The organism is Brevundimonas sp. P7753, assembly GCF_013386595.1.
In the GTDB taxonomy this organism is placed as follows: Bacteria; Pseudomonadota; Alphaproteobacteria; order Caulobacterales; family Caulobacteraceae; genus Brevundimonas; species Brevundimonas bullata.
Map to the genome: position 1 here is coordinate 24,652 of NZ_JACARP010000006.1, position 23,180 is coordinate 47,831.

21 protein-coding genes are annotated in these 23,180 nt (G+C 65.2%); 6 read left to right on the forward strand and 15 right to left on the reverse strand.

Going from position 1 to position 23,180, the window contains the following annotated elements; genetic code table 11:
• Nucleotides 1-60: 60 nt before the first annotated feature.
• From HX774_RS01500 to HX774_RS01520, 5 genes are all read right to left on the reverse strand, one after another.
• The gene (locus HX774_RS01500; protein ID WP_178823618.1) at nt 61-681 is read right to left on the reverse strand and encodes a DJ-1/PfpI family protein; all 621 of its coding nucleotides are present in this window, start codon (nt 679-681) and stop codon (nt 61-63) included.
• An 82-nt stretch (nt 682-763) separates the two neighbouring features.
• Entirely contained in the window at nt 764-1,036 is a 273-nt protein-coding gene (locus tag HX774_RS01505; protein WP_114818134.1) for a hypothetical protein, read from the reverse strand.
• A 212-nt stretch (nt 1,037-1,248) separates the two neighbouring features.
• Entirely contained in the window at nt 1,249-1,944 is a 696-nt protein-coding gene (locus HX774_RS01510) for a pirin family protein (protein WP_178823620.1), read from the reverse strand.
• A 220-nt stretch (nt 1,945-2,164) separates the two neighbouring features.
• Nucleotides 2,165-3,262 (reverse strand): chorismate synthase, encoded by a 1,098-nt coding sequence (gene aroC, locus HX774_RS01515; RefSeq protein WP_178823622.1) that lies wholly within the window; start codon nt 3,260-3,262, stop codon nt 2,165-2,167.
• A 10-nt stretch (nt 3,263-3,272) separates the two neighbouring features.
• Nucleotides 3,273-4,010, reverse strand: coding sequence for a DnaJ C-terminal domain-containing protein (locus HX774_RS01520; protein WP_178823624.1), 738 nt, complete (start codon nt 4,008-4,010; stop codon nt 3,273-3,275).
• Nucleotides 4,011-4,153: 143 nt separating this feature from the next.
• Between HX774_RS01520 and pdxH the strand changes: the two genes are divergently transcribed.
• The gene (gene pdxH / locus HX774_RS01525; RefSeq protein WP_178823626.1) at nt 4,154-4,816 is read left to right on the forward strand and encodes a pyridoxamine 5'-phosphate oxidase; all 663 of its coding nucleotides are present in this window, start codon (nt 4,154-4,156) and stop codon (nt 4,814-4,816) included.
• 6 nt (nt 4,817-4,822) lie between these two features.
• On the opposite strand, the gene HX774_RS01530 is transcribed toward pdxH, so the two are convergent.
• Both HX774_RS01530 and udk read right to left on the reverse strand, forming a co-directional pair.
• Nucleotides 4,823-5,437 carry a TetR/AcrR family transcriptional regulator gene (locus HX774_RS01530; RefSeq protein WP_178823628.1) on the reverse strand — a complete coding sequence of 205 codons (615 nt, stop codon included), beginning with the start codon at nt 5,435-5,437 and terminating at the stop codon, nt 4,823-4,825.
• Between the two features lie 86 nt (nt 5,438-5,523).
• Nucleotides 5,524-6,168, reverse strand: coding sequence for a uridine kinase (gene udk, locus HX774_RS01535; RefSeq protein WP_178823630.1), 645 nt, complete (start codon nt 6,166-6,168; stop codon nt 5,524-5,526).
• Between the two features lie 282 nt (nt 6,169-6,450).
• Here udk and HX774_RS01540 point away from each other — a divergent pair, with 282 nt between their 5' ends.
• Genes HX774_RS01540 through HX774_RS01555 form a run of 4 tightly spaced genes read left to right on the forward strand, consistent with a single transcriptional unit; the run spans nt 6,451 to nt 11,156 of the window.
• Nucleotides 6,451-8,082 (forward strand): long-chain-fatty-acid--CoA ligase, encoded by a 1,632-nt coding sequence (locus tag HX774_RS01540; RefSeq protein ID WP_178823632.1) that lies wholly within the window; start codon nt 6,451-6,453, stop codon nt 8,080-8,082.
• Between the two features lie 17 nt (nt 8,083-8,099).
• Entirely contained in the window at nt 8,100-8,804 is a 705-nt protein-coding gene (locus HX774_RS01545; RefSeq protein WP_178823634.1) for a DUF1499 domain-containing protein, read from the forward strand.
• Nucleotides 8,805-8,856: 52 nt separating this feature from the next.
• Entirely contained in the window at nt 8,857-10,008 is a 1,152-nt protein-coding gene (locus HX774_RS01550) for a YjgN family protein (RefSeq protein WP_178823636.1), read from the forward strand.
• A gap of 2 nt (nt 10,009-10,010) precedes the next feature.
• Nucleotides 10,011-11,156, forward strand: a complete 1,146-nt coding sequence (locus HX774_RS01555; protein ID WP_178823638.1) for a M48 family metallopeptidase — start codon at nt 10,011-10,013, stop codon at nt 11,154-11,156.
• Here the strand turns inward: HX774_RS01555 and HX774_RS01560 are convergent.
• On the reverse strand, nt 11,064-11,984 hold the full coding sequence (locus HX774_RS01560; protein ID WP_178823640.1) for an MBL fold metallo-hydrolase: 921 nt from the start codon (nt 11,982-11,984) through the stop codon (nt 11,064-11,066). The two genes, HX774_RS01555 and HX774_RS01560, sit on opposite strands and share 93 nt — an antisense overlap.
• A 110-nt stretch (nt 11,985-12,094) precedes the next feature.
• Nucleotides 12,095-12,496, reverse strand: a complete 402-nt coding sequence (locus HX774_RS01565; protein ID WP_178823642.1) for a TIGR01244 family sulfur transferase — start codon at nt 12,494-12,496, stop codon at nt 12,095-12,097.
• 221 nt (nt 12,497-12,717) lie between these two features.
• Between HX774_RS01565 and HX774_RS01570 the strand changes: the two genes are divergently transcribed.
• Nucleotides 12,718-15,786 carry a TonB-dependent receptor domain-containing protein gene (locus HX774_RS01570; RefSeq protein WP_178823644.1) on the forward strand — a complete coding sequence of 1,023 codons (3,069 nt, stop codon included), beginning with the start codon at nt 12,718-12,720 and terminating at the stop codon, nt 15,784-15,786.
• A gap of 96 nt (nt 15,787-15,882) precedes the next feature.
• Here the strand turns inward: HX774_RS01570 and metH are convergent, their stop codons facing one another.
• The 6 genes from metH to HX774_RS01600 all read right to left on the reverse strand — a co-directional run bounded on the left by metH (nt 15,883) and on the right by HX774_RS01600 (nt 23,094).
• The gene (gene metH, locus HX774_RS01575; RefSeq protein ID WP_178823646.1) at nt 15,883-18,549 is read right to left on the reverse strand and encodes a methionine synthase; all 2,667 of its coding nucleotides are present in this window, start codon (nt 18,547-18,549) and stop codon (nt 15,883-15,885) included.
• Nucleotides 18,549-19,031, reverse strand: coding sequence for a DUF4259 domain-containing protein (locus HX774_RS20320; protein ID WP_370523254.1), 483 nt, complete (start codon nt 19,029-19,031; stop codon nt 18,549-18,551). The genes metH and HX774_RS20320 overlap by 1 nt, the downstream gene beginning before the upstream one ends.
• Nucleotides 19,031-20,125: a homocysteine S-methyltransferase family protein gene (locus tag HX774_RS01585; RefSeq protein WP_178823650.1), complete on the reverse strand. Its 1,095-nt coding sequence runs from the start codon at nt 20,123-20,125 to the stop codon at nt 19,031-19,033. The genes HX774_RS20320 and HX774_RS01585 overlap by 1 nt, the downstream gene beginning before the upstream one ends.
• Complete coding sequence (gene metF, locus HX774_RS01590; RefSeq protein WP_178823653.1) at nt 20,126-21,088, reverse strand: methylenetetrahydrofolate reductase [NAD(P)H]; 963 nt, start codon at nt 21,086-21,088, stop codon at nt 20,126-20,128.
• Entirely contained in the window at nt 21,088-22,050 is a 963-nt protein-coding gene (locus HX774_RS01595; RefSeq protein WP_178823655.1) for a metalloregulator ArsR/SmtB family transcription factor, read from the reverse strand. Before HX774_RS01595 ends, metF begins: the two co-directional genes overlap by 1 nt.
• Before the next feature lie 114 nt (nt 22,051-22,164).
• Complete coding sequence (locus tag HX774_RS01600) at nt 22,165-23,094, reverse strand: 2-hydroxyacid dehydrogenase (protein WP_178823657.1); 930 nt, start codon at nt 23,092-23,094, stop codon at nt 22,165-22,167.
• Nucleotides 23,095-23,180 lie beyond the last annotated feature (86 nt).

Genomic DNA, 23,180 nt, shown 5'->3' on the forward strand with positions numbered 1-23,180 from the left:
CAGGCCCCCTCACAATTCATAGTGGACGTTCCTTTTGACGCCTATGGGGCGAGAGCAGCCCTAAGCCGCCAGCGTATTCGCATCCGTCAGAAACGGCGTCACCGCCGACATGGCGCGCGCGACGTATTCGGCCTTTTCGCCGACGGGGGCGACATAGTGGATGGCGTCTTCGGCGTCCTGAACCGTCGCCAGGCGGGCGATCATCCAGGCGGCGAGGTATTGGGAGGCGAGGCAGCCGCCCGCCGTGGCGACATTGCCATGCGCGACGAAGGGGGCGTCCACGACATTGACGCCGGCCTCGATGACCCAGGGCTTGGTAGTCAGGTCGGTGCAGGCGGGCAGGTCGTCGATCAGGCCCAGCTTGGCCAGCAGCAGGGTGCCCGAACACTGGGCGCCGATCAGCTGGCGCGACGGGTCCAGCGTCAGGCGCGACAGGAAGGCGGGGTCGGCGGCATAGTCGCGGGTCTTGATGCCGCTGCCGATCAGGACGGCGTCGGCCTCGGCCAGGAAGTCCAGCGGCTTCTGGCGCTGGATCGTCACCCCGGCCATCGAGGTGACTTCCGGCGTGGGGCAGGTGATGTGGGCCGCCCAGCCCTGCGGCTTCATCCGGTTCAGGATGCCCGCCGCGATGAAGCTGTCCAGCTCGTTGAAGCCGTCGAGGGTCAGGATGGCGATTTGCATGGTGGGCTCGTCAGGGGAGGGGGTCGCTACCCTAAGCCGACAACGGCGCGGCGCGACAGGGCCAGTTGGCGTGTGAGCGGCCTTAGCAGTCCTTGCCTTGGCGCTGGCGTTGTTCGCAGCGGCGCTGTTCGCGTTCGTATTCGCGCTGCTCGCGCTCGCGCTTGGCCTTGGTTTCCTCGTCCGAGGTGGTGACGGCGTCGAAGCCCGCGCCGACCACGGCTCCGGTCGCCTTGACCGTGCCGCCGACAACGGCCGCGCCGGCTCCGGCGACGGCGCCGACGACGCAGGCTTGCAGCAGCAGCGAACCGCCGACGACGGCCAGAAGGGCGGTCGCCCGCGCGAAGGGTTTGGTCATGTGAAGCTCCCGAGGCGCCCATTTTGCGCGAGGGAAGTGAACAGAGGCTGACGGCGGGATCATGGCTCGCATCCTTCTGCCGTCATCCCGGGGCCGTGAAGCGGAACCCGGACCCAGGCGGTGGAGGCTTGAAGGGGCGGAAAAGCGACAGGAGCCGCCGCCTGGGTCCCGGATAACGGCTTGCGCCGTTTCCGGGATGACAGAGGGGGGGGTTACAAACTGTCGACCATGACCAGTTCGGCGTCTTCGCTGGCCGTGATGGTGATCGTCGGCTCATCGATGATGCCTGCCCCGTCGCGGGCGTTCAGCGTCGTGCCGTTGACGTCCACCCGGCCCACGGCGGGGACCAGATAGGCGCGGCGACCGGCGGCCAGGTCGTAGGTCAGGCTCTCGCCCGCCTTCAGCGTCGCGGCCAGAATCCTGGCGTCGGCGTTGATCGACAGAGCCTCGTCCGCCGGATCGCCGGAGGCGACGACGGTGAAGCGGCCGGAACGGTCGTTCTTGGGGAAGTCGCGCTGGCCCCAGGACGGCTGGGCGCCCGGCTTGTCCGTCTCGATCCAGATCTGGAACAGGGTGGTCGTCTCGTTCTCGAGGTTGAACTCGGAGTGACGCACGCCGGTCCCCGCGCTCATCACCTGAACGTCGCCCGCGCCCGTGCGGCCCTTGTTGCCCATCGAGTCCTCGTGGGTGATGGCGCCGGTGCGGACATAGGTGATGATCTCCATGTCGGCGTGGGGGTGGGGCGGAAAGCCCGACTTGGCGGCGATCTCGTCGTCGTTCCAGACGCGCAGACGGCCCCAGCCCATGCGCTTGGGATCATAGTAGTTGGCGAACGAGAAGTGGTGCCGGGCGTTCAGCCAGCCGTGGTTGGCGCCGCCGAGGGTGGTGAAAGGTCTGACGTCGATCATGGTGCGGTCTCCCTGTGGCGCAGCCTATGCCGCGCTGTTCGGGAGCTATATAGGTAACAATAACTGTTGCGAAAAGGGGTGTTGTTTCACGCCGTCATTCCGGGGCGCTCGAAGAGCGAACCCGGAACCCAGGCGGTCAGTATGGACAGCATCGAGGCCGGCTTTGGCGTCTGGGTCCCGGATCGGCCTGTCGGCCGTCCGGGATGACGGCTTTGGGGCGTTACCCCACCTGCGCCCGGTGGCGCAGCATAGCGTCGGCGAGGACGATGGCGGCCATGGCCTCGACGACGGGGACGCCACGCAGGGCGACGCAGGGGTCGTGGCGGCCCTTGGTGCGCAGGTCGACTTCGGCGCAGTCGCGGTTGATGGTCTGGCGCAGGGTCAGGATGGAGGAGGTGGGCTTGAACGCCACGCGCGCCGTGATGGGCTGGCCGGTGGAGATGCCGCCCAGAACCCCGCCCGCCTTGTTGGACAGGAAGACCGGCTGGCCGTTGTCGCCGATGCGCATCTCGTCGGCGTTGTCCTCGCCGGACAGTTCGGCTGAGCCGAAGCCCGCACCGATCTCGACGCCCTTGACGGCGTTGATGGACATGAGGCCAGCGGCCAGCTCGGCGTCCAGCTTGGCGTAGAGGGGCGCGCCCCAGCCGGCGGGAACGCCCGTGACCTCCAGCGCCACGACGGCGCCGATGGAGGAGCCGGCCTTGCGCACGCCGTCCAGATAGGCTTCCCAGGCCGGGACCACGTCCGCCGAGGCGGCGAACAGGGCGTTGTCATAGACGGCGTCGAAGTCGAGGGCCTCATCAGCGATGCGGTGTGGGCCGAGCTGGACCACCCCGGCGCGGATGCGGATGGCGTCGCCCAAAACACTGGAAAGCACCTTGCGCGCCACGGCGCCCGCCGCGACGCGGCTGGCGGTCTCGCGAGCCGAGGAGCGACCGCCGCCGCGGTGGTCGCGCACGCCGTACTTGGCCTGATAGGCGTAGTCGGCGTGGCCGGGGCGGAAGGCGCGGGCGATCTCGCCATAGTCCTTGGAGCGCTGGTCGGTGTTCTCGATCATCAGACTGATCGGCGTGCCGGTGGTGACGGGGCCGTGCCCGTCGTCGAAGACGCCGGACAGGATGCGGACCTGATCAGCCTCCTGCCGCTGGGTGACGAAGCGGCTGCCGCCAGGCTTCCTCAGGTCGAGCAGGGGCTGGATGTCGCCCTCGGTCAGGGGGATCAGCGGCGGGCAGCCGTCGACGACGCAGCCGATGGCCGGGCCGTGGCTTTCGCCCCAGGTGGTGACGCGGAAAAGATGACCGAAGGTATTGTGCGACATGAACTAAGGCTTAGGCCGCGATGCGCTGTGGCGTCCAGACCCGCGTGAAGCGAAGCAGCAGGTCTTCGGCCGCCGAGGGCAGGTCGGCCGAGGCCTCCAGCTTGACGAACAGGTCGCCGGCGGGGCGCTGGCCGCGCGCGGGCAGGCCCAGGCCTTTAAGCCGCAGTCGCACCGGCTCGACCATGTCGGGGACCAGCCAGGACGAGCGCAGACCAGCGTGGGTCATGATCTCGATGCGGCCGCCGTCGTCCATCATCCGCTGCGGCACGGCCCAGGTCATGAACAGGTCGCCGCCGAGAACCGACAGGCCGTCGGCGGGGCGGATCAGCACGGGCAGCAGGGCGTCAGCGCCGTTCGGGCCGCCGCCCTTCAGCCGGATCTTGTCGCCGGTCCGCACGCCCGGCGGGCCGTGAACCAGCAGGGTGCGGGCGCCGACGACCATGCGGACGCAGCCGCCGCTTATCGCCTGCATCGGCGTCAGGACCAGCAGGGGCGCAGGCGGGGGCGGCGGCGTGAAAGGCTTCGGTCGCGCGTGACCGGCGGGTGCGGGCAGGGCCAGGGTCTGGGCCTGCAACAGGCGATAGGCGACGATGACGCGGCGGAAGGTCTCGGCGTCGCCGCCGGGCGCATCGGGGCGGGCGGCCTTGACCGCCGCGCGAAACGCCAGCGTCAGGCCCTCGGCGCCCACCGGGCCGGTCAGGCCCAGGAGCGACCTGGCGTTTTCGAGGGTGAGAGCGTCCGCGTACATGGTCGCCAGCCTCGGACCAATATGGTCAAGACGGGGTTAACCCTGTCGATTGAAGCGGCAACTTCAGTTTATGGTGAAGCTTGGTGTCGCACCCTAGTCCACGGCTGATGACGTAGGGGAAATGCGGGTGTAGAGAATCGTCCATGACCCAGTCCGTGATCCCGCCCAGCCCGTCTGCTCAAGACTATGCCGCGCAACTGGCGGCCAATGCAGACGAGACCATGTTTGAGCGCGCCGAGCCCTTTGGCCTGTTTGTCGAGTGGCTGGAAGCGGCCAAGGCGTCCGAGCCGAACGACGCCAACGCCATGACCCTGGCGACGCTGGACGCCGAGGGGATGCCGGATGCGCGGATCGTCCTGCTGAAGGACGTGGATGCGCGCGGCTTCACCTTCTTCTCCAACCAGGAGAGCGCCAAGGGAGAGCAACTGTGGGCCCATCCGTCGGCGGCCCTGGTGTTCCATTGGAAGAGCCTGCGCCGTCAGGTGCGGGTGCGCGGCGTCGTGGAGCAGGTCAGCGCCGCCGAGGCCGACGCCTATTTCGCCAGCCGGGCGCGAGAGAGCCGCATCGGGGCCTGGGCGTCGGACCAGTCGCGCCCGCTGGACAGCCGGGCCATGCTGGAAGCGCGCGTGGCCGAGAAGACGGCGAGCTTTGAAGGGCAGGACGTACCGCGTCCCGACCGCTGGACGGGCTGGCGGGTCGTGCCGCAGCAGATCGAGTTCTGGCGTGATCGGGCCTTCCGTCTGCACGACCGGCTTCGGTTCGAGCGCGACGGCGACGCCTGGAAGCGCACCCGTCTCTGGCCGTAGTCGGCGCTAGACGGCGTAGCGGGCCAGGAAGGTCTCGACCGCGTCCTCGGCGATGGCGCGCGGCGTCCGTTCGGCCAGGACGTCGTCGCCCGTCACCAGGGGCACGAAGAAGACCGGGTGCTCAATCATGCCCATCAGCTGTCCGGCGGCCCAGGACGGCTTTTCGACCTTCAACTGCCCTGCCTCGGTCATCTCGGCCAGCATGCCCATCAGGATGGCGCCGAAGTCATTACGTCCGCGCTCAAAGAAGCGCATGGCGATGGCCTCGAAGCGCGGGCGTTCAGCCAGAACCAGCCGGAACACCGAGCGGACGAAGCTGTTGCTCATGAACTCGGCGTAGCCGCCGATGAACTCTGTCAGGCGCTCTCGCGGCGAGCCTGAGGTCGTGTGCACCGCCGCCATGTGCCGGGCGAAGTCTTCCGAGGCGTTGTCGATGACCGCTTCGAACAGGACCGCCTTGCTGTCGAAGAAGGCGTAGAGGGTGGCCGTCGATACCCCTGACTCTCGGGCGATAGGCTCCATACGGGTGCCAGCGTAGCCCTCTGAGATGAAATGCAGTCTCGCTTGTCGCACGATGGCGGCGCGTCGAGGGTCGTCGAAGTCGTGGACCGGCGTGGTCATCGGTGCATACCCGGAAAGAGTATGGCTAACGTGCCTTTATATTGCCTTGATTGCAACAAGTAACGATGGTCTGCAAATGCAAATCATCAACGATGCCAAGATTCTAGCAGGGGGTGAGCCAGAACCGGCGCGGCCAGACGAATGACCGCCTGCGGATCTTCCAGCCGCACGGCCGCCGTAGCGTCGGCGACGATGAAGTCGGCATGGGTGCGCGAGGGTTCTGTCAGCCGCTCGTGGCCAGGGCGGACCGTCAGCAGATACTGGTGAATGACGGATTCGGCGGAGCGGCCGCGCTCGGTCTGGTCGCGCAGCAGGCGGCGGATGAAGCGAATGTCGGCCGGGGTGTCGACGAAGACCTTGATGTCGAACAGGGCCGTCAGCGCCGGGGTGCACAGGACGTGGGTGCCTTCCAGGATCACCACCTCGGCGGCAGGGATCGGCTCGCCGCCCGGATCACGCCCGTGGTGAAGGAAGGAATAGAGAGGGGCGACGACGGGGCGTCCGGCCTTTAGTTCTTTCAGGTGCTCGACCAGAAGATCGTGGTCGCGCGCGGCGACGTCGTCGAAATCGTGGGTTTCGGCGTCAAAGCCCGGCACGCTGGCCGCGTCCAGATAATAGGAGTCCTCGCGCATCAGCACCGCGACCCCGGCGGGCAGGGAGGAGACCAGGGCCTCGGCCAGGGTGCTCTTGCCGGAGCCAGAACCTCCGGTGATGGCGATGAGGATGGTCATGAGGAGGTCTCCGTGCGCTTCGGTGGGCTTTTATGCCGGGCGCGGGCGAATGACTATGTGCATGGTAAGGCGTCTGTGATGACTTGCGGCCTCTGTTCAGAAGGCTTGAGGCAAAGGGTTTCGTTCGACGAGGCTTCTATGGGGGGCATGTGCGCGACAGGGTGTCGCAACGGAGGTTGGCGGCGGATTTGTTTCCCTAACGGCGCCGTTGCTTATCGTCGATCACATAGATAGCGTCCCATGAAAGCGCCACGCACAGAGGGCGCAAGACGAGGGAATGCGATGCTGGGATTGATGCAGGACTGGCCGCTGACGGTCGACAAGATTCTCGATCACGCCAAGAACTGGCACCCGAACCGCGAGGTCGTGACGCGATCCGTCGAGGGACCGATCGAGCGCACCACCTATGGCGCCATTCATGGGCGGGCCAAGCGGGTGTCGAATGCGCTGAAGGCCTGGAACGTGCAGCCCGGCGACCGCATCGCCACCCTGGCCTGGAACACCGCCGACCACATCGAGGCCTGGTACGGCATCATGGGCATCGGCGCGGTGTGCCACACCCTGAACCCGCGCCTGTTCCCGGAACAGCTGGTCTATATCATCAACCACGCCGCCGACCGGATCATCTTCGTCGACCTGACCTTCGTGCCGCTGCTGGACGCCATCCTGCCGCATTGTCCGTCGGTCGAGCGCGTCGTCATCATGACCGACGCCGACCACATGCCGCAGACCAAGCTGCCGGTGGTCGAATGCTATGAAACCGTGCTGGAGCAGTCGTCGGAAGACGTGGAGTGGGGAGGGTTCGAGGAGAACACCGCCTGCGGCCTCTGCTACACGTCTGGCACGACGGGGAACCCCAAGGGCGTCCTCTATTCCCACCGTTCGAACTTCATCCATACCCTGCTGGGCCTGCAATCGACCGTCCTGGGCGCCACGCCCAAGGAAGTGATCCTGCCGGTGGTGCCCATGTTCCACGCCAACGCCTGGGGCATCGCCTTCGGCGGGCCGGCGGCGGGGTCCAAGCTGGTCATGCCCGGCGCGCGCATGGACGGCCCGGCCATCTATGAACTGCTGGAGACCGAGGGCGTCACCTTCTCGGCCGCCGTGCCGACGGTCTGGCAGGGGCTGTTGAACCACCTGCGCGAGAACAATCTGAAGCTCTCGACGGTCAAGCGCGTGCTGATCGGGGGCGCCGCCGTACCGGAGAGCATGATCCGCGCCTTCCACGACGAGTTCGGCGTCGAGGTGCTGCAAGGCTGGGGCATGACCGAGACCTCGCCCATCGGCACCCTGTCGAACATGACGCCGGAACTGGCCGCCCTGCCGTTCGAGGAGCAGCTGAAGTGGCGCGTCAAGCAGGGCACGCCGCCGCTGGGCGTCGAGCTCAAGCTCAAGAACTACGCGGGTCAGGACATGCCGCACGACGGCTCGACCTATGGCCGTCTGATGATCAAGGGGCCGACCATCGCCCGCGCCTATTTCCGCGATGAAGGCGGCGAGATCCTGGACAACGAAGGCTTCTTCGACACCGGCGATGTCTCGACCATCGACGACCATGGCTTCATGCAGATCACCGACCGCGCCAAGGACGTCATCAAGTCCGGCGGCGAATGGATCAGCTCCATCGAGATCGAGAACCTGGCGGTCGGCCATCCCAAGGTCGCCCTGGCCGCCGTTATCGGCTCGGCCCATCCGAAATGGGACGAGCGCCCGGTCCTGCTGATCAAGCTCAAGGAAGGCGAGACCGAGGACAAGCAGGAGCATCTCGACTTCCTGGTCGGCAAGATCGCCAAGTGGTGGATGCCGGACGACGTGGTCTTCCTGGCTGATATTCCGCTGGGCGCCACGGGCAAGATCGACAAGAAGCTGCTGCGCGAGCAGATGAAGGACTATCGTCTGCCGACCGCAGGCTGATCTTTCAGGAGGGCCGCATGGCTGAACCATCTCGGGCGCGAACGGTCGAAATCCGTTTGCGCTGGCTGACGCTGGCGGCGTTTGCGGCGCCCATTCTGGTGCTGATCGCCGTCTTCGGCACCCGGTTTGGTCTGTGGAGCGCCGAGTTCGGCCTGGGCGTCCTGACGCTTAAGATCGGCCGCATCCTGGCCTTCGCCGGACTGGCTGCGGCGCTGGTCGCGGTCATCATCGCGCTGAAGGACATGCGGCGGGGGGGACTTTACGCCGCCGCATCGCTGGTCGTGGCTGGGGCGACCGTGGCTCTGTTTCTGGTTCAGGAGCGACGCTTTGCGGTTCCGGCCGACAACGACGTGACCAGCGACGTCGCCGAGGCGCCGGCCTTCTCGCGGGCTGTTCTGGCGATGCGTGGCGGCCAGGGCGTCGCAGGGAGCGGCGGCGCATCCGTCGCCTGTCCCGGTCTGGTTTCAGTTCCCCGTCAGGTTGCGCCGGAAACGGCGGCGGCGGCGCTGTCCGCAGCGGGCTTCACCGTGCGCGGCGCGGCGCCCTTCCGCGCAGACGGGGCCCAGGAAGGCTTTTGGTTCGGCCTTACCTATGACGCCGCCATCCGCATTCGCCCGGGCCGTACCGATGTGCGCGTGGCCCAGCGCGAGGGCGTCAAGGTCGGCGACGAGGCCTGCCGCCTGGCGCGGACCGTCGTTATGGGGCTGACGCCGCAATCCTGAGATTGCATTGTTCGTCCGCGCTCCGGTAAGATCAGGAAAACCGGGGGGTTAGATGACAGACGCAACGCTGGATGGCGGGCCGATCAATGACGGTCTGGGGCCGCTGCATGGGGTCTATCCCCAGGATTCCGAGGCGGGGGAGGTCCTGCGCTTCCAGTCGACCTTGCAGCCGAAGCGCTTCCTGGGTCTGAGCCTGCGCAACGGCCTGCTGAACATCGTCACCCTGACCCTCTACCGCTTCTGGGGAAAGACCGAGGTGCGACGCCGGGTCTGGCAGGGCGTGCGGCTGAACGGCGACGCCTTTGAATATACCGGGCGCGGCAAGGAGCTGTTCATCGGCTTCCTGCTGGCCCTGGTGGCTCTGGGGCTGCCGATGCTGCTGACGGTGTTCGCGATCCAGTTCGGCGGACCAGCGATGATCGCGGTCCTTTATCCGATCCTCTATTTTGGCCTCTTCTGGCTGTGGGGCTTCGGTCTTTTCACCGCCTTTCGCTACATGGCCAGCCGTACGACCTGGCGCGGGGTGCGTTTTCGCCTGGGCGGTTCGGCGCGAAGCTATGGCTTCAGATACCTGGGCGCTCTGTTCCTCAGCGGGCTGACGATGGGCTGGTTCTGGCCCGTGGCGCAGCGCGGCCTGGCGGAAAAACTGTGGGACGAGCTTCGCTTTGGCGACCGCCGTATCCGTTTCCGCATGGCGCGGGCGGAAAAGGTCAGCGTCTACGGCTGGTATGCCCTGGGTTGGGTCGGCACCTTGGTCGGCTACCTGGTCTTCGTTATCGGGATGGTCGGCCTGTTCGCCGCCCTGGGGATGATGGACGCGCCGGAAGGGCAGCCGCCCGGCCTGGGCTTCACCCTGGGCCTCTATGGAATGATGCTGGTCCTGGCGCCGGTCTTCCTGCTGATCTGGTCGCCCTTCCACGCCGCCATGTTGCGCTCGATCAGCGCGGGCGTGACGCTGGACGGCGCGGGCTTCCATCTGGACGTCAAGGCCATGCCGCTGTGGTGGTTGACGGTGTCGAACATGGCGGCTCTGCTGCTGTCGCTCGGCTTCCTGACGCCCTGGGTGCAGGCGCGCACGGCGCACTTCATGGTGTCGCGGCTGACCTCGGCGGGTCTGGCGCATCTGGATCTGGCGCGGCAGGCGGGCAGGGGGCCGGGGTCGGGTGAAGGCCTGGCCGACGCCTTCGGCTTCTCGGCCATCTGACCATGCAGGGGCGGTTCCACGACGGGCTGAGCGCCCGACCCTCGACCGTCGAGGTCGCGTGGATCGACGACGGCCTGCGCTTTGCCGCAGAGGGCGGCCAGGCTCGGTTCTGGCCGCAAGCCGGGCTGAAGGTGCTGCGCGAGGGCGATCAGGCCCGGCTGTCGCATACGTCCGATCCTGACGCGCGTCTGGTGCTGACCGAGGCCGACTGGCTCGCCCTAGGCGGATCGGCGGCGGTCGCCGTGGAGAAGCGCGGTCGGGTCAGAGAGTTTCGTCTGGTGGCGGGTCTGGCGGCGGCCGGCCTGTCGGTCACGGCCTTTGTCTTCTGGGGCGTGCCGCTCTTCGCCGGGCCGCTGGCGCGAGCGACCCCTATCCAGATGGAAAAGGACATGGGCCGCAGCTTCGATGCCCAGATGGGCGCCATGTTCCGCCGCTGCGAGGGCGAGGCGGGGCAGGGCGTGCTGGACGAGTTAGGCACGCGGCTGTCGATGCAGTCCGACACGCCGTTCGACGTGCGCGTGCGCGCGGTTCAGGCGCCCTTCGTCAACGCCTTCGCCCTGCCGGGCGGGGCCGTCCTTGTCACGGACGACCTGATCCGTGAAGCCGAGACGCCGGACGAACTGGCTGCGGTCGTGGCCCACGAAGTCGCCCATATCGAGAAGCGCCACGTCATGCAGGCGGTCTGGCGCAGCCTGGGCGTCGGCCTCTTGCTGGACGCCGTGGTCGGCGGCGGCACGGGGGCAGGGCAGCAGGCGGTGCTTCTGGCCGGGCAGGCGACCGACCTGCGCTATGGCCGCGAGGCCGAGTTGGAGGCGGATGAGCGAGGCCAGGCGCTGCTGACCGCCGCGGGGATGTCGTCGCAGGGCATGGCGCCCTTCTTCGCGCGGATGCACGGCGAGGGCGAGGACAAGCGCCTGGCGACCGCCGCTGAGTTCGTCTCGACCCACCCTGACTCCGCCCGGCGAGCCCAACGGGCGCGCGCTTATGAAAAGGCTGGGGCTCCGGCCCTGACGTCCTCCGAGTGGGCCGCGGTCCGCGCCAGCTGCGGCGCGGGGTCAAAGGATGCGGTAACGCGCCTCAAGGACCGGCTGCGGCGTCGCGGCGACAAGACCCCTGTCGACCAGGGCGATCAGGTGGGCCAGGACTGACAGGCTGGCCGCCGGCCACAGTCGTGGATCGACGGCGGCGTAGAGGGCCGGGACCATCTCGGCGATGGTTTCGTCGCCCGCCGCCAGCCGCGCCATGATCTGGGCCTCGCGCTCCAGCCGGTGGTGGCGATAGGCCTTCAGGAAGGGCGCGACCTGGGTGATGGCCGGGCCGTGCGTCGGCCAGAGGGTCGAGAAGCCGCGCGCCAGCACCCGTTCCAGGCTGGCCATATAGGCGGTCATGTCGCCGTCAGGCGGGGCGACGACCGTGGTGGACCAGCCCATGACGTGGTCGCCGCTGAACAGGGCGTTCTCCTCGCGCAGGGCGAAGGCCATGTGGTTGGAGGCGTGACCGGGCGTGGCCATGGCCTCCAGGGTCCAGCCGCCGCCTTCGATCCTGTCGCCGTCGCTGAGGATGACGTCGGCCTTGAAGTCGGCGTCGTCGTCCTCGTCCATCGCGGCCTGGTCAATGGCGTCCGAGGCGTGGACCGTCGGCCCGTGCGGTTGCGCCGCCAGGATGGGGGCGCCGCCGACCGCCTCGGCCAGGGCGCGCGACAACGGCGCGTGGTCGCGGTGGGTGTGCGTCACCAGGATATGACTGACCGTCCGTCCCTTCACCGCCCGCAGCAGAGCGTGCAGATGCGCCTCGTCCTCGGGGCCGGGATCAATGACCGCCACGCGGGCGCCCGGCATGTCGCGCCCGACGATGTAGGTCCCCGTCCCCGTAAAGGTGAAAGGCCCCGGATTGTCGGCGATGACCCGCTGGATCAGCGGCGAGACCTGATCGCGGCGGCCATAGGTGAAGTCGAACTGGCGGACATAGGGGATCACGGGCGAACGTCCTCGGCGAGCGGCAACGGTCGGGCCGGCCCCGACCTAGCTTTCAACGCTTGTAACGCATCAGACGCCGTCGCCGTGATCCAAACTGCGGCCTTTACAGCTTAGAGCGGCAGGCGGCTGAGGTCATAGCCGGCGGCCAGAGCCTGCGCGCGCAGATCATCGGCGTCGGCGCCGCGAAGACGTTCCGCCATGGCCCAGGCAGCAGTTGAACGCATCCCCGACCGACAGAACATCAAAATCCGTTCACCGGGCTCAAGGCTGTCCATGGCCTCCAGGGTACGAACCGCAGCCTCGTGGCTGGGGATGCCGGCCACAGGGATTTCGAGGTACCGCATGCCCGCGTCCGCAGCCATCGCCGCCATGTTCTCCGACGACGGCTGGCCGAGCTCTTCGCCGGGCGTCCGGTGATTCACCAGGACCTTCACATTGGCCTCGGCGGCGGCGCTCAGATCGTCGTGGGCGATCTGTCCGGCGACAAATGTGGCATGATTGAGGGATTTCATAATTCTATATCCAAAATATGTCAGCAATTGCAGCAGTTTAGTTATAACTGTGGCGATCATGCGACAATACGAAGCCGAAAATGTTGTGACCAAGTAATTTCAGTGCGATCTGGCGATGGCGCCGCTACGATATCCTTGTCGTGAGCATGGGGGCTTTCGATAGCTGTGGCTGTTAACCCGCATTGGCGAAGCTCCAGCATGGTTCGCAGCTACTAGGAGGATTGATTTTGAACATTAGGACTATTCGCCAGCGCTTATTGCAGTCGACGATGATCGGCGGCACTGCGCTCATGGCGCTCACGGCTGTTTCAGCCACCATGCTCGCTGCGCCCACCGTCGCCGTTGCTCAGGACTTTACGAGCGGCGCTCTGACGGGCACCGTCACCGACACTGCGGGCAATCCTGTTAGCGGCGCTACTGTGGTTGTGTCTCAGAACGGCGCACCTTTCACCCGGACGGTTACAACAAACGAAAGCGGCGCGTTTCGCGTTTCGGGCGCCCCGATCGGCCGGTATTCGGTAACGATTTCGGGCGCAGGTATCGAAACCTACACTGACGCCTCGGTGCCTGTTAGCATCGGCAGTGCGTCAACTTATGAATTTACCGTTGCATCTTCGGGCGGTTCGACTGCTGGAGCTACCGACCTTGGCGACGTTATCGTCGTGGGTACGCGAGCGGCTGCGGTTGATTTTGATCGGACCACGACCGGTATTACCGTTGATGTTCAGGAAACGTTTGATCGTCTGCCGATCGCACGTAACTTGACGAGCATTCAGCTTCTGGCTCCAGGCACCACGCCTGGCGATACCGCTTTTGGTAACGAAGTATCGATTTCCGGCTCCTCTGTTGCTGAAAACGTTTACTATATCAACGGCATGAACGTAACGAACTTCCGTACGTTCGTCGGCGGCAACACCGTTCCATTCGACTTCTATCAGCAGGTAGACGTCAAAACCGGTGGCTATCAAGCTGAGTTCGGCCGTTCGACCGGTGGTGCTGTTGTCTCCGTGACGCGCTCTGGCTCGGATGAGTTCCATGGTGGGGCCAACATTTATTGGAATCCCAATGGTCTTCGTGAAACATCCAAGAATGTATCGCGGATCAACCCGGATGGCACAACGACACTCACTGCAAATAATGATCTAGATGAGCGCGATTCCCTTGAGGGCAACGTGTGGCTGTCGGGTCCGGTGATTAAAGACCATGTTTATTTCTTCGGTCTATATAATCCTCGGGATATTTCCCAGAGCGATACAAATGGTATCGGCACGCGCACCGATGTTACAGCCGACGATCCGTTCTACGGCGGCAAGCTGGACTTCTATCTGAACCCAGACCATCGCTTGGAAGTCACGTACTTTAGCGACGACCAGACGCAGACCACTGATGTTTGGCGTGCTGGAGCGACGCAACCTGAAACAACTGAAGCTTTGTTCGGTGGTGAAACGACGATTTACCGCTACACCGGCAACTTCACAGACTGGTTCACGCTGTCTGCCACCTATGGCACAAACTCGTTCAACCAGACTGTTCAGGGCACTGCCGATGGCGATGCGAGCGTCGTCGGTTTCTCTGGCCAAGGGACGCTTCGCGGCAACCCTGCCCAGCTGATTGAGACGGGTATTGATGAGCGGGAGCTCTTCCGTATTGATGCCGACATGTACTTGGACAACTTCTTCGGCAATCACCACTTCCGCTTCGGCTTTGATCAGGAAAACCTGAGCTCGACGAATGAGCAATCTTTCTCGGGCGGCATTCAGTACGTCTATCGTGGTCCAAGCGCCAATCCTCAGTTTAACGGAGCTGTCCCGGCGGGGTCGCCATACGTTCGCGTTCGCGTGCTCAATAGCGGAGGTAGCTTCGAAACCAAGCAGTCCGCATTCTATATTCAGGATGCCTGGGATGTGACGGAACGGCTGTCTATGCAGCTTGGCCTTCGGGCTGAAAAGTTCCAGAACATGAATGCCGCCGGCGATGTCTTCGTCGAAACGGATTATGATCTGTCTCCGCGTATCGGCGTAGTTTACGACCTTATGGGCGACCAGAAGACTCGTGTTTCTGGTTTCTACGGGCGATATTATCTGCCGATCGCCGCAAATACCAACATTCGTATGGCGGGTTCTGAGCTCTTCACAGACTTCTACCACCTGTATCAGAATGTTGGCGGTTTTGCGCTTGACCCGTCTAATCCCAACCTCAACACACATGCTAAGGTTGTTCTGGCCTGTGCGGCTGATGTAGGTAATAGCTGCGCACCTGGCGGTCTGAGCACTCCATTCATCGAGCAAGTCAACTCTGACGGTTCAACTGCGGCGCCCAGTTCGTTGGCGTCAGCCAACTTGGAAGCGCAGTATCAAGACGAGTTCATTCTTGGTATTCAGCACACGATGGATAATGGCTGGCGCGTTGGCGCTAACCTCACCTATCGCGATCTGAAGTCGGTGATGGAAGACTTCGATACCGGATATATCATCGATGCATACTGCGCTTCTGCCGGTATCTCCGCGGCGAACTGTGGTCAAATCAACGGATCGGGCTACGTCCTGCTCAATCCGGGTAAAGATCTGATCATCACGCCAGACGCGGCCACCTTCCCGTTCCTGGCAGGCAAGGAAATCACTATTCCTGCCGATATCCTGGATATCCCGCAGGCTGAGCGTACGTATCAGGCGCTGGAACTGACGATCGAACGTCCTTGGGATGGTAAGTGGTCGCTCCAAGGATCGGCGGTCTTCGCCAAATCTGAAGGCAACATTGAAGGCGGCGTGAAGTCAGATAACGGTCAGGATGATACTGGCCTGACTCAGGACTTTGATGAGCCGGGTTGGACTGACGGTGCTTTTGGTCTGCTGCCCAACCATCGCGGTCAGACCTTTAAGCTCTTCGGATCTTACGCGTTGACCGATAGCGTTACGCTCGGGGCCAACGTCTTTATCCAGTCGCCTCGCCACTACGGTTGTATCGGCCCCTACCCATTTGCTGATGGTCGGGCAAACAACACGACAGCAACTGCTTGGTACTGCGACGGTAAACTGACGCCTCGTGGTTCTCAGTTCACTGGAGAGTGGTCTAAGCGCGTTGACTTGTCGCTTTCGTGGGATCTTGATCTGCCCCTGCCTGGGCGGATGCAGTTCCGTGCTGATGCGTTCAACATCTTCAACATCCAAGGCGTGGCCAACTACCAAGAAGTTGGTATGCTAACTGCGACGAACCCGGATCCCAACTATCGGGCAATCACGGGTTATCAAACGCCGCGGAACATCCGCGTTGGCTTGTCGTACCAGTTCTAAGCACTAGGTATGTAAAGTATGGGGCGGCGAGCTTATGCTCGCCGCCCTTTCTATTTGGTGATTATTGTTGTTAACGGAGAGCAGTAGCTTGAAGAATTAGGCCGCGGTATCTCGCCTAAGTGCGCCCGGATCATAGTTCAGGATAGGAGCCAGCCAGCGTTCGGCGGTTTCGATGTCCCAGCCTTTGCGGCGGGCGTAGTCCTCGATCTGATCGCGGTCGATCTTGCCAACGCCGAAATAGTGGCTGCCGGGATGGCCGAAGTAGAGGCCGCTGACGGACGCCGGGGGCGTCATGGCGTAGCTTTCGGTTAGGGCCATGCCGGCGTTGTTCCCTGCGTCCAGCAGGCGGAACAGGGTGGCTTTTTCCGTGTGGTCGGGCTGGGCCGGATAGCCGGGGGCGGGGCGGATGCCCTGGTACTTCTCTTCGATCAGGTCCTGCGTGGTCGTGGCTTCGTCGGCGGCATAGCCCCAAAGCTCGGTCCGCACCTTCTTGTGCAGGGCCTCGGCGAAGGCTTCGGCCAGGCGGTCGGCCAGGGCCGTGGCCATGATCGAGGAGTAGTCGTCGCCCGCGTCCTTGAAGCGTTTGGCGATTTCCAGCTCGCCATGGCCCGCCGTGACGGCGAAGGCGCCGACATAATCCTGGCCGTCTTCCGCGATGAAGTCCGACAGGGCCAGGTTGGGCTTGCCGTTCGACTTCTTGATTTGCTGGCGCAGGGTGTGGAAACGAGCGATCTCCTCGGCGCGGCTCTCGTCAGCATAGACGGCGATGTCGTCGCCTACGGCCTGAGCGGGCCAGAAGCCGACCACGCCCTTGGCTGTGAACCACTTCTCGTCGATGATCCGCTTCAGCATTCCTTGAGCGTCTTTGAACAGATCCTTGGCCGCCTCGCCGACGATCTCGTCTTCGAGGATCAGCGGATAGCGGCCGATCAGCTCCCAGCTGGCGAAGAAGGGCGTCCAGTCGATGTGGTCGGCCAGATCGGCCAGGTCCCAGGCGTCAAACGCCCGCACGCCGATGAAGGACGGCTTGCCCGGCATGGTCTCGGCCGGGTCGACGTTGAAGCGGTTTTCGCGCGCCTGCTGCAGCGTGGCGCGGGCCTTCACCTCTTGTCCGCGCGCGTACTGTTCGCGGATGCGGATGTATTCGTCGCGCGTGGCGGCCTCGTTCTTGGCCTTTTCGGTAGGCGACAACAGGCCCGAGACCACGCCGACGGCGCGGCTGGCGTCGATGACATAGGTGGTCGAACCCTTGCGATAGCCGGGCTCAATCTTGACCGCCGTGTGGGTGCGGCTGGTCGTGGCCCCGCCGATCAGCAGGGGGATGTCAAAGCCGCGCCGCTCCATCTCGCGCGCGACGAAGACCATCTCGTCCAGCGACGGGGTGATCAGGCCGCTGAGGCCGACGATGTCCACCTTGTGTTCGATGGCGGCGTCGAGGATGCGGTCGGCCGGGACCATGACGCCCAGGTCGATGACCTCGTAGTTGTTACACTGAAGCACGACGCCGACGATGTTCTTGCCGATGTCGTGGACGTCGCCCTTGACCGTGGCCATCAGGATGCGGCCCGCCTGTTCGCGCGGCTTGCCGGCCTTTTCCGCCTCCATGAAGGGCTCCAGCCAGGCCACGGCCTGCTTCATCACGCGGGCCGACTTGACCACCTGCGGCAGGAACATCTTGCCCGAGCCGAACAGGTCGCCGACCACGTTCATCCCGTCCATCAGCGGACCTTCGATGACGTGCAGGGGGCGCTCGACCGACAGGCGGGCCTCCTCGGTGTCGGCCTCGATGAACTCGGTGATGCCGTGGACCAGGGCGTGGGCGATGCGGGCCGCGACGGGCTGCTCGCGCCACTTCAGATCGACGACGCGCGCCGCGCCCTTTTCGCCCTTGTAACGGGGCGCCATGTCCACCAGCCGCTCGGTGTTGGACACATTGGTCCGCTGCGGCCGGTTCAGGATCACGTCCTCGACCGCCTCGCGTAGTTCGGCGTCGATGTCGTCATAGACCGGCAGGTCGCCGGCGTTGACGATGCCCATATCCATGCCGGCGTTGATGGCGTGGTACAGGAAGACGCTGTGGATCGCTCGCCGCACCGGCTCATTGCCGCGGAACGAGAACGAGACGTTCGACACCCCGCCCGAGATGCGGGCGTAGGGCAGGGTGGCCTTGATGACCTTGACCGCCTCGATGAAGTCGACGGCGTAGTTGTCGTGTTCCTCGATCCCCGTCGCCACGGCGAAGATATTGGGGTCGAAGATGATGTCCTCGGGCGGGAAGCCGACCTCGTTGACCAGGATGTTGTAGGCGCGGGTGCAGATCTCGATCTTGCGCGCGGCGGTGTCGGCCTGACCTACTTCGTCAAAGGCCATGACCACGACGGCGGCGCCGTAGCGCATGCATTTGATCGCGTGTTCGCGGAAGGCGGCCTCGCCCTCCTTCATCGAGATCGAGTTGACGATCGGCTTGCCCTGAACGCACTTCAGACCCGCCTCTATGACCTCCCACTTGGAACTGTCGATCATGACCGGGACGCGGGCGATGTCGGGCTCGGCGGCGATCAGGTTGAGGAAGGTGCGCATGGCGACGGCGCCGTCCAGCAGCCCCTCGTCCATGTTGATGTCGATGATCTGGGCGCCCGCCTCGACCTGTTGACGCGCGACGTCGAGGGCGGCGGCGTAGTCGCCGTCCACCACGAGTTTGCGGAACTTGGCCGAGCCCGTGACGTTGGTCCGCTCGCCGACGTTGATGAAGACAGGACGCATTACTTTAGGCCTGTTCGGATCGAATTTAAGGAGGCCAGCCAAGGCGAAGCGTCGTCTTCGGCCCACAGTTCGGCCAACTCTGAATCGTTTTGGACGCGAGAAAGTGCTGCCTTGGCTTCTCGTAGAAGGGCTGCGGGGGGCTTTCCGAGCCCTGCCGCAGCGGATCGTCCTTCCGGTGGGAGCGCTTCAAGCTGCCCCAGTTGCGCGGCTGAAACGACAGCGGCAGCGGCGACAGCTATCGAAGCCTCGTCCGCCTCTAGATAGGCGGGACGTGTAGTGGCTTCGAAGGCGCGATGAATTTCTTGCCACGAAGGGGCTTCGGCAAACTGGGCGTACCAGTCTGCTGCGGCATCGTTGTCAAAAGGACCCACACCCCAAGTCCCGAGGAGTACTGCGGATGCGGAGACCGAACTGGCAGTCGCCAACGAGAAGTTAGGGGCCGCCACAGGGGCCGTCAGTAGGCAAAGCGCGAGGCCGATCATCACGCCACCAGCTCGAAGGGTTCCAGCCCGGCCAGCCGCATGGCCACGGGGCGTTCCGGGATTTGGCGCGGCTTCAGCGGGGCGACTTCTTCGGCGACGTGGCGGATGTGGTCGGGGGTGGTGCCGCAGCAGCCGCCGACGATGTTGACCAGGCCCGAGGCGGCCCATTCCTCGATGAAGTGGGCGGTTTCGTGCGGCTGCTCGTCGTACTGGCCCATGGCGTTGGGCAGGCCGGCGTTGGGATAGGCGGCGACCAGGGTGTCGGCGACGCGGCTAAGTTCGGCGATGAAGGGGCGCATCAGATCGGCGCCGAGGGCGCAGTTGAAGCCCACGGCGAAGGGCTTGGCGTGGCGCACAGAGTTCCAGAAGGCCTCGGCGGTCTGGCCCGACAGGGTGCGGCCCGAACGGTCTGTGATGGTGCCGGAAATCCAAATGGGCAGGGCGGGCAGGCCCTCGTCCTCAAGATCCTTGATCGCCTTGATGCAGGCCTTGCAGTTCAGCGTGTCGGTGATGGTTTCGATCAGATAGAGGTCCACGCCGCCCTCGTTCAGGGCCTTCACCTGATGACGATAGGCCTCATAGACCTGATCGAAGGTCACGCTGCGCGCGCCGGGGTCGTTCACATCCGACGACATGGACAGCATCTTGGTCAGCGGCCCGATGGAGCCGGCGGCGAAGCGCGGCTTGTGCGGCTCTTTCTCGGTCCAGCGGTCGGCGGCGGCGCGGGCCAGCCGGGCGCCTTCCAGATTGATGTCCCAGACGGCCTGGGCGTCCAGATGATAGTCGTCCTGGGCCAGCACCGTGCCGGAGAAGGTGTTGGTCTCGCTGATGTCCGCGCCCGCGCCGTAATACTGGTCATGCAGGTCGGAAATGATGTCGGGGCGGGTGATGCAGAGGATGTCGTTGTTCCCCTTCATCTGGTGCTTGTCGTCATAGCCCTTGGCCGCGACGAAGCGGTCGCCGCGGAAGTCGGCTTCTTCTAGTCCGCGCCGCTGGATCATGACGCCCCAGGACCCGTCGAGCACCAGGATGCGTTCCTTGGCCGCCGCGTGCAGGGCGGCGATCCGCTTAGAACGAGAAAGGGGGGGAGTCATTTACGCAACAGCCTTGGTTTCACGCACGCCCAGCACCCGGCAGATGGCATAGACCAGCTCGGCGCGATTCAGGGTGTAGAAGTGGAAGTCCGAGAAGCCCTCTTCCTGCAGGCGCGCGCAGGTCTCGGCGGCGATGGAGGTGGCCAGTAGCTTGCGGGTCTCGGGGTCCTCGTCCAGCCCGTCGAAGTGAGCCGCGAGCCAGTCGGGGATGGCGGCGCCGCAGGCCGCGCTCATCCGGCTCAGGCCCTTGAAGTTGGACACCGGCATGATGCCGGGAATCAGGGGGAGGGTCACGCCCGCCGCCCGCACCCGGTCGCGGAAGCGCAGGAAGGCCTCGATGTCGAAGAAGAACTGGCTGACCGCGCGGGTGGCGCCGGCGTCCACCTTGGCCTTCAGCACGTCGATGTCGTGGTCGATCGACGGGCTTTCGGGGTGCTTTTCGGGATAGGCGCCGACGGTGATATCGAAGCCGCCGACGCTGTTGATGGCGCGGGACAGTTCAGTGGCGTTGGCGTAGCCGTCGGTACGCGGGACGTAGGCGCCGCCGATGCCGTCTCCGCCCGGCGGGTCGCCGCGCAGGGCGACGATGTGGTCGACGCCGATGGCCTTGTAGCCCGCGATGACTTCATCGACCTCGGCGCGGCTGGCCTCGACGCAGGTCAGGTGGGCGGCGGGCCGCAGGGTCGTTTCGCTGATGATCCGCTGCACGGTGCGGTGGGTGCGTTCGCGCGTCGAGCCGCCCGCGCCATAGGTGACGGAGACGAAGGCCGGGTTCAGCGGCTCCAGCCGACGGATGGCGGACCACAGATTGGCCTCGGCCTCATCCGACTTGGGCGGAAAGAACTCGAAGGAGACGTTCACGGCGTTGTGGTTCGAACCGGCGCGCGCGACAGGGCCCAAGGGCGACAACAGCAGGGCGCGGGCTTCGGCCAAATTCAGCGAGGAAGCGGAGGAGGGGGCCATCAGGCGGTCTTTCGAGCAGAGGCGGAGGCGCGTTCGGCGGCCCAGATGTGGACGGTCAGGCCTTCGGTGTCGGGCGGCAGGGCGACCGGGGCGTCGGCGGTCAGGCCCGCCTTTGTCAGCCATTCCTGGATTTCATCGTCGGCGAAGCCCAGGCGGCGGTGTTGATGCTCTTCGCGCAGATGCTCCAGCTGGTGCGGGGCGAAGTCGACGATCAGCAGCTTGCCGCCCGGCATGACCAGACGCGCGGCCTCGGCCACGGCGGCGGCGGGGTCGGCCAGGTAGTGCAGGACCTGATGCACGATCACCAGATCGGCGCTGGCGTGGGGCAGGCGGGTCGAGAAGATGTCGCCGTGGCGCAACTCGACCTTGTCCAGCCCAGCCTTGGAGACATTGGCGCGGGCGATGTTCAGCATGTTCTGCGACAGGTCGAGCCCGACCGACATCTTCGCCTTCTTGCCGAACAGGGTCAGCATCCGGCCAGAGCCGGTGCCCAGATCGACGACCCGCTCGAACGGGCCGGGGCCTGCCGCCTGTTCAACGGCGGTTTCGACCGCCGTTTCGCAGACATAGAGGCTGCGCATCTGGTCCCACTGGGGCGCGACCTGTTCGAAATAGCGGGCGGCGTCGATAGCGCGCTCCTTGCGCACCTCGTCCAGGCGGCGGTGGTCGGCCTCGCCCTCGGCGTCGTCCAGCAGGTCCAGCACCGTGTCGATCAGGCGGCGCGACAGGGCGTCGTGCGACAGGCGGTAGAAGACTCGCGCCCCGTCGGGGAATCGTTCGATCAGCCCCGCGTCGGCCATCAGCTTCAGATGACGCGAGACGCGCGGCTGGCTCTGGTCCAGAACCCGCGACAGCTCCATGACCGACAGCTCCTCGGCCGCCAGCAGGGAAAGCACCCGCAAACGGGTCGGTTCGCCCGCGGCGCGCAGGGTTTCAACGGTCTGGTCAGCAGTCAGTGTCATGAGGTCGTATAAAGATATCCTTATACGATTATGCAAGCAAAATCTGACCGCGAGCGGGCCTAATGCGACGGTTAAGCCGCATAGATCATTCAGCTGCCCGTTAAATCGTGCAGATCAGATCGTGACGGGCGTTTTCAGCGGTTCGCCCGCGAAATGGGCCGACAGGTTCTGCAACAGCAGCATGAGCATCCCCTGCACCGCCTCGGTCGTGGCCCCGGCGGTGTGGGGCGTCAGCACGGTGTTCGGCACGGTGGCCCAGCGCGCGGCGTCGGTCGGCTCGGTCTCGAACACGTCCAGCGCAGCCCCGCCCAGCCGCCCGTCGCGCAGGGCGGCGATCACGGCGTCCTCGTCCACCAGCTGACCACGCGCGACATTGACCAGCAGGCCCGACGGCCCCAGCGCCTCGATCACTTCCGCCGAGATCAGGCCCCGATTGCTCTCGTCCGCGCGACAGGCGACGACCAGGACGTCCGCGGTGCGGGCCAGATCGAGCAGGCTGTCCGCGCGGGGCCAGGCGGCCTCTTTCGCGCGCGGCGCCCACCACTGGACGGTCATGCGCATGACCTCGGCGCGCCGGGCGATGGATTCGCCGATAGCGCCCAGGCCGACAATTCCCAGCGTCTGCCCGCCCATCGACGGGGTGATGGTCTTGGAGGCAGGGGTCCAGCCGCCGGCGCGAACCTGGCGGTCGCCCTCGGCGATCTGACGCCGCGCGGCCAGGATCAGCCCTAGGGCATGGTCGGCCACATCTTCGTGGTTGATGGCGGGGGCGTGGGTGACGGGCAGGCCGCGCGCGCGGCACCACTCGACGTCGATGCCGTCATAGCCCGAGGTGAAACAGGCGATCAGCGACAGGTTGGGCAGGCGCTCGATCAGGGCCTTGTCCAGTTCGAACTCGCCCGCCACGATCAGGACGCGCACGTCGTGCGCCGCTTCGATCGGCGGCCCCTCCCAGAAGCGATAGACGTCGTAGGCGCTTTCGAGAAAGACGCTGAGCGGCGCGAGGTGCCGCTGCATGATCAGGATGGCGGGGCGCTGGGTCATGGAGGGCAGACTAACCCTGTCTCGCGACTACGCCAGCCCCTCTCATTCACCCCATTTGCCGCTCATCCCGGCGGGAGGGGGGAGGG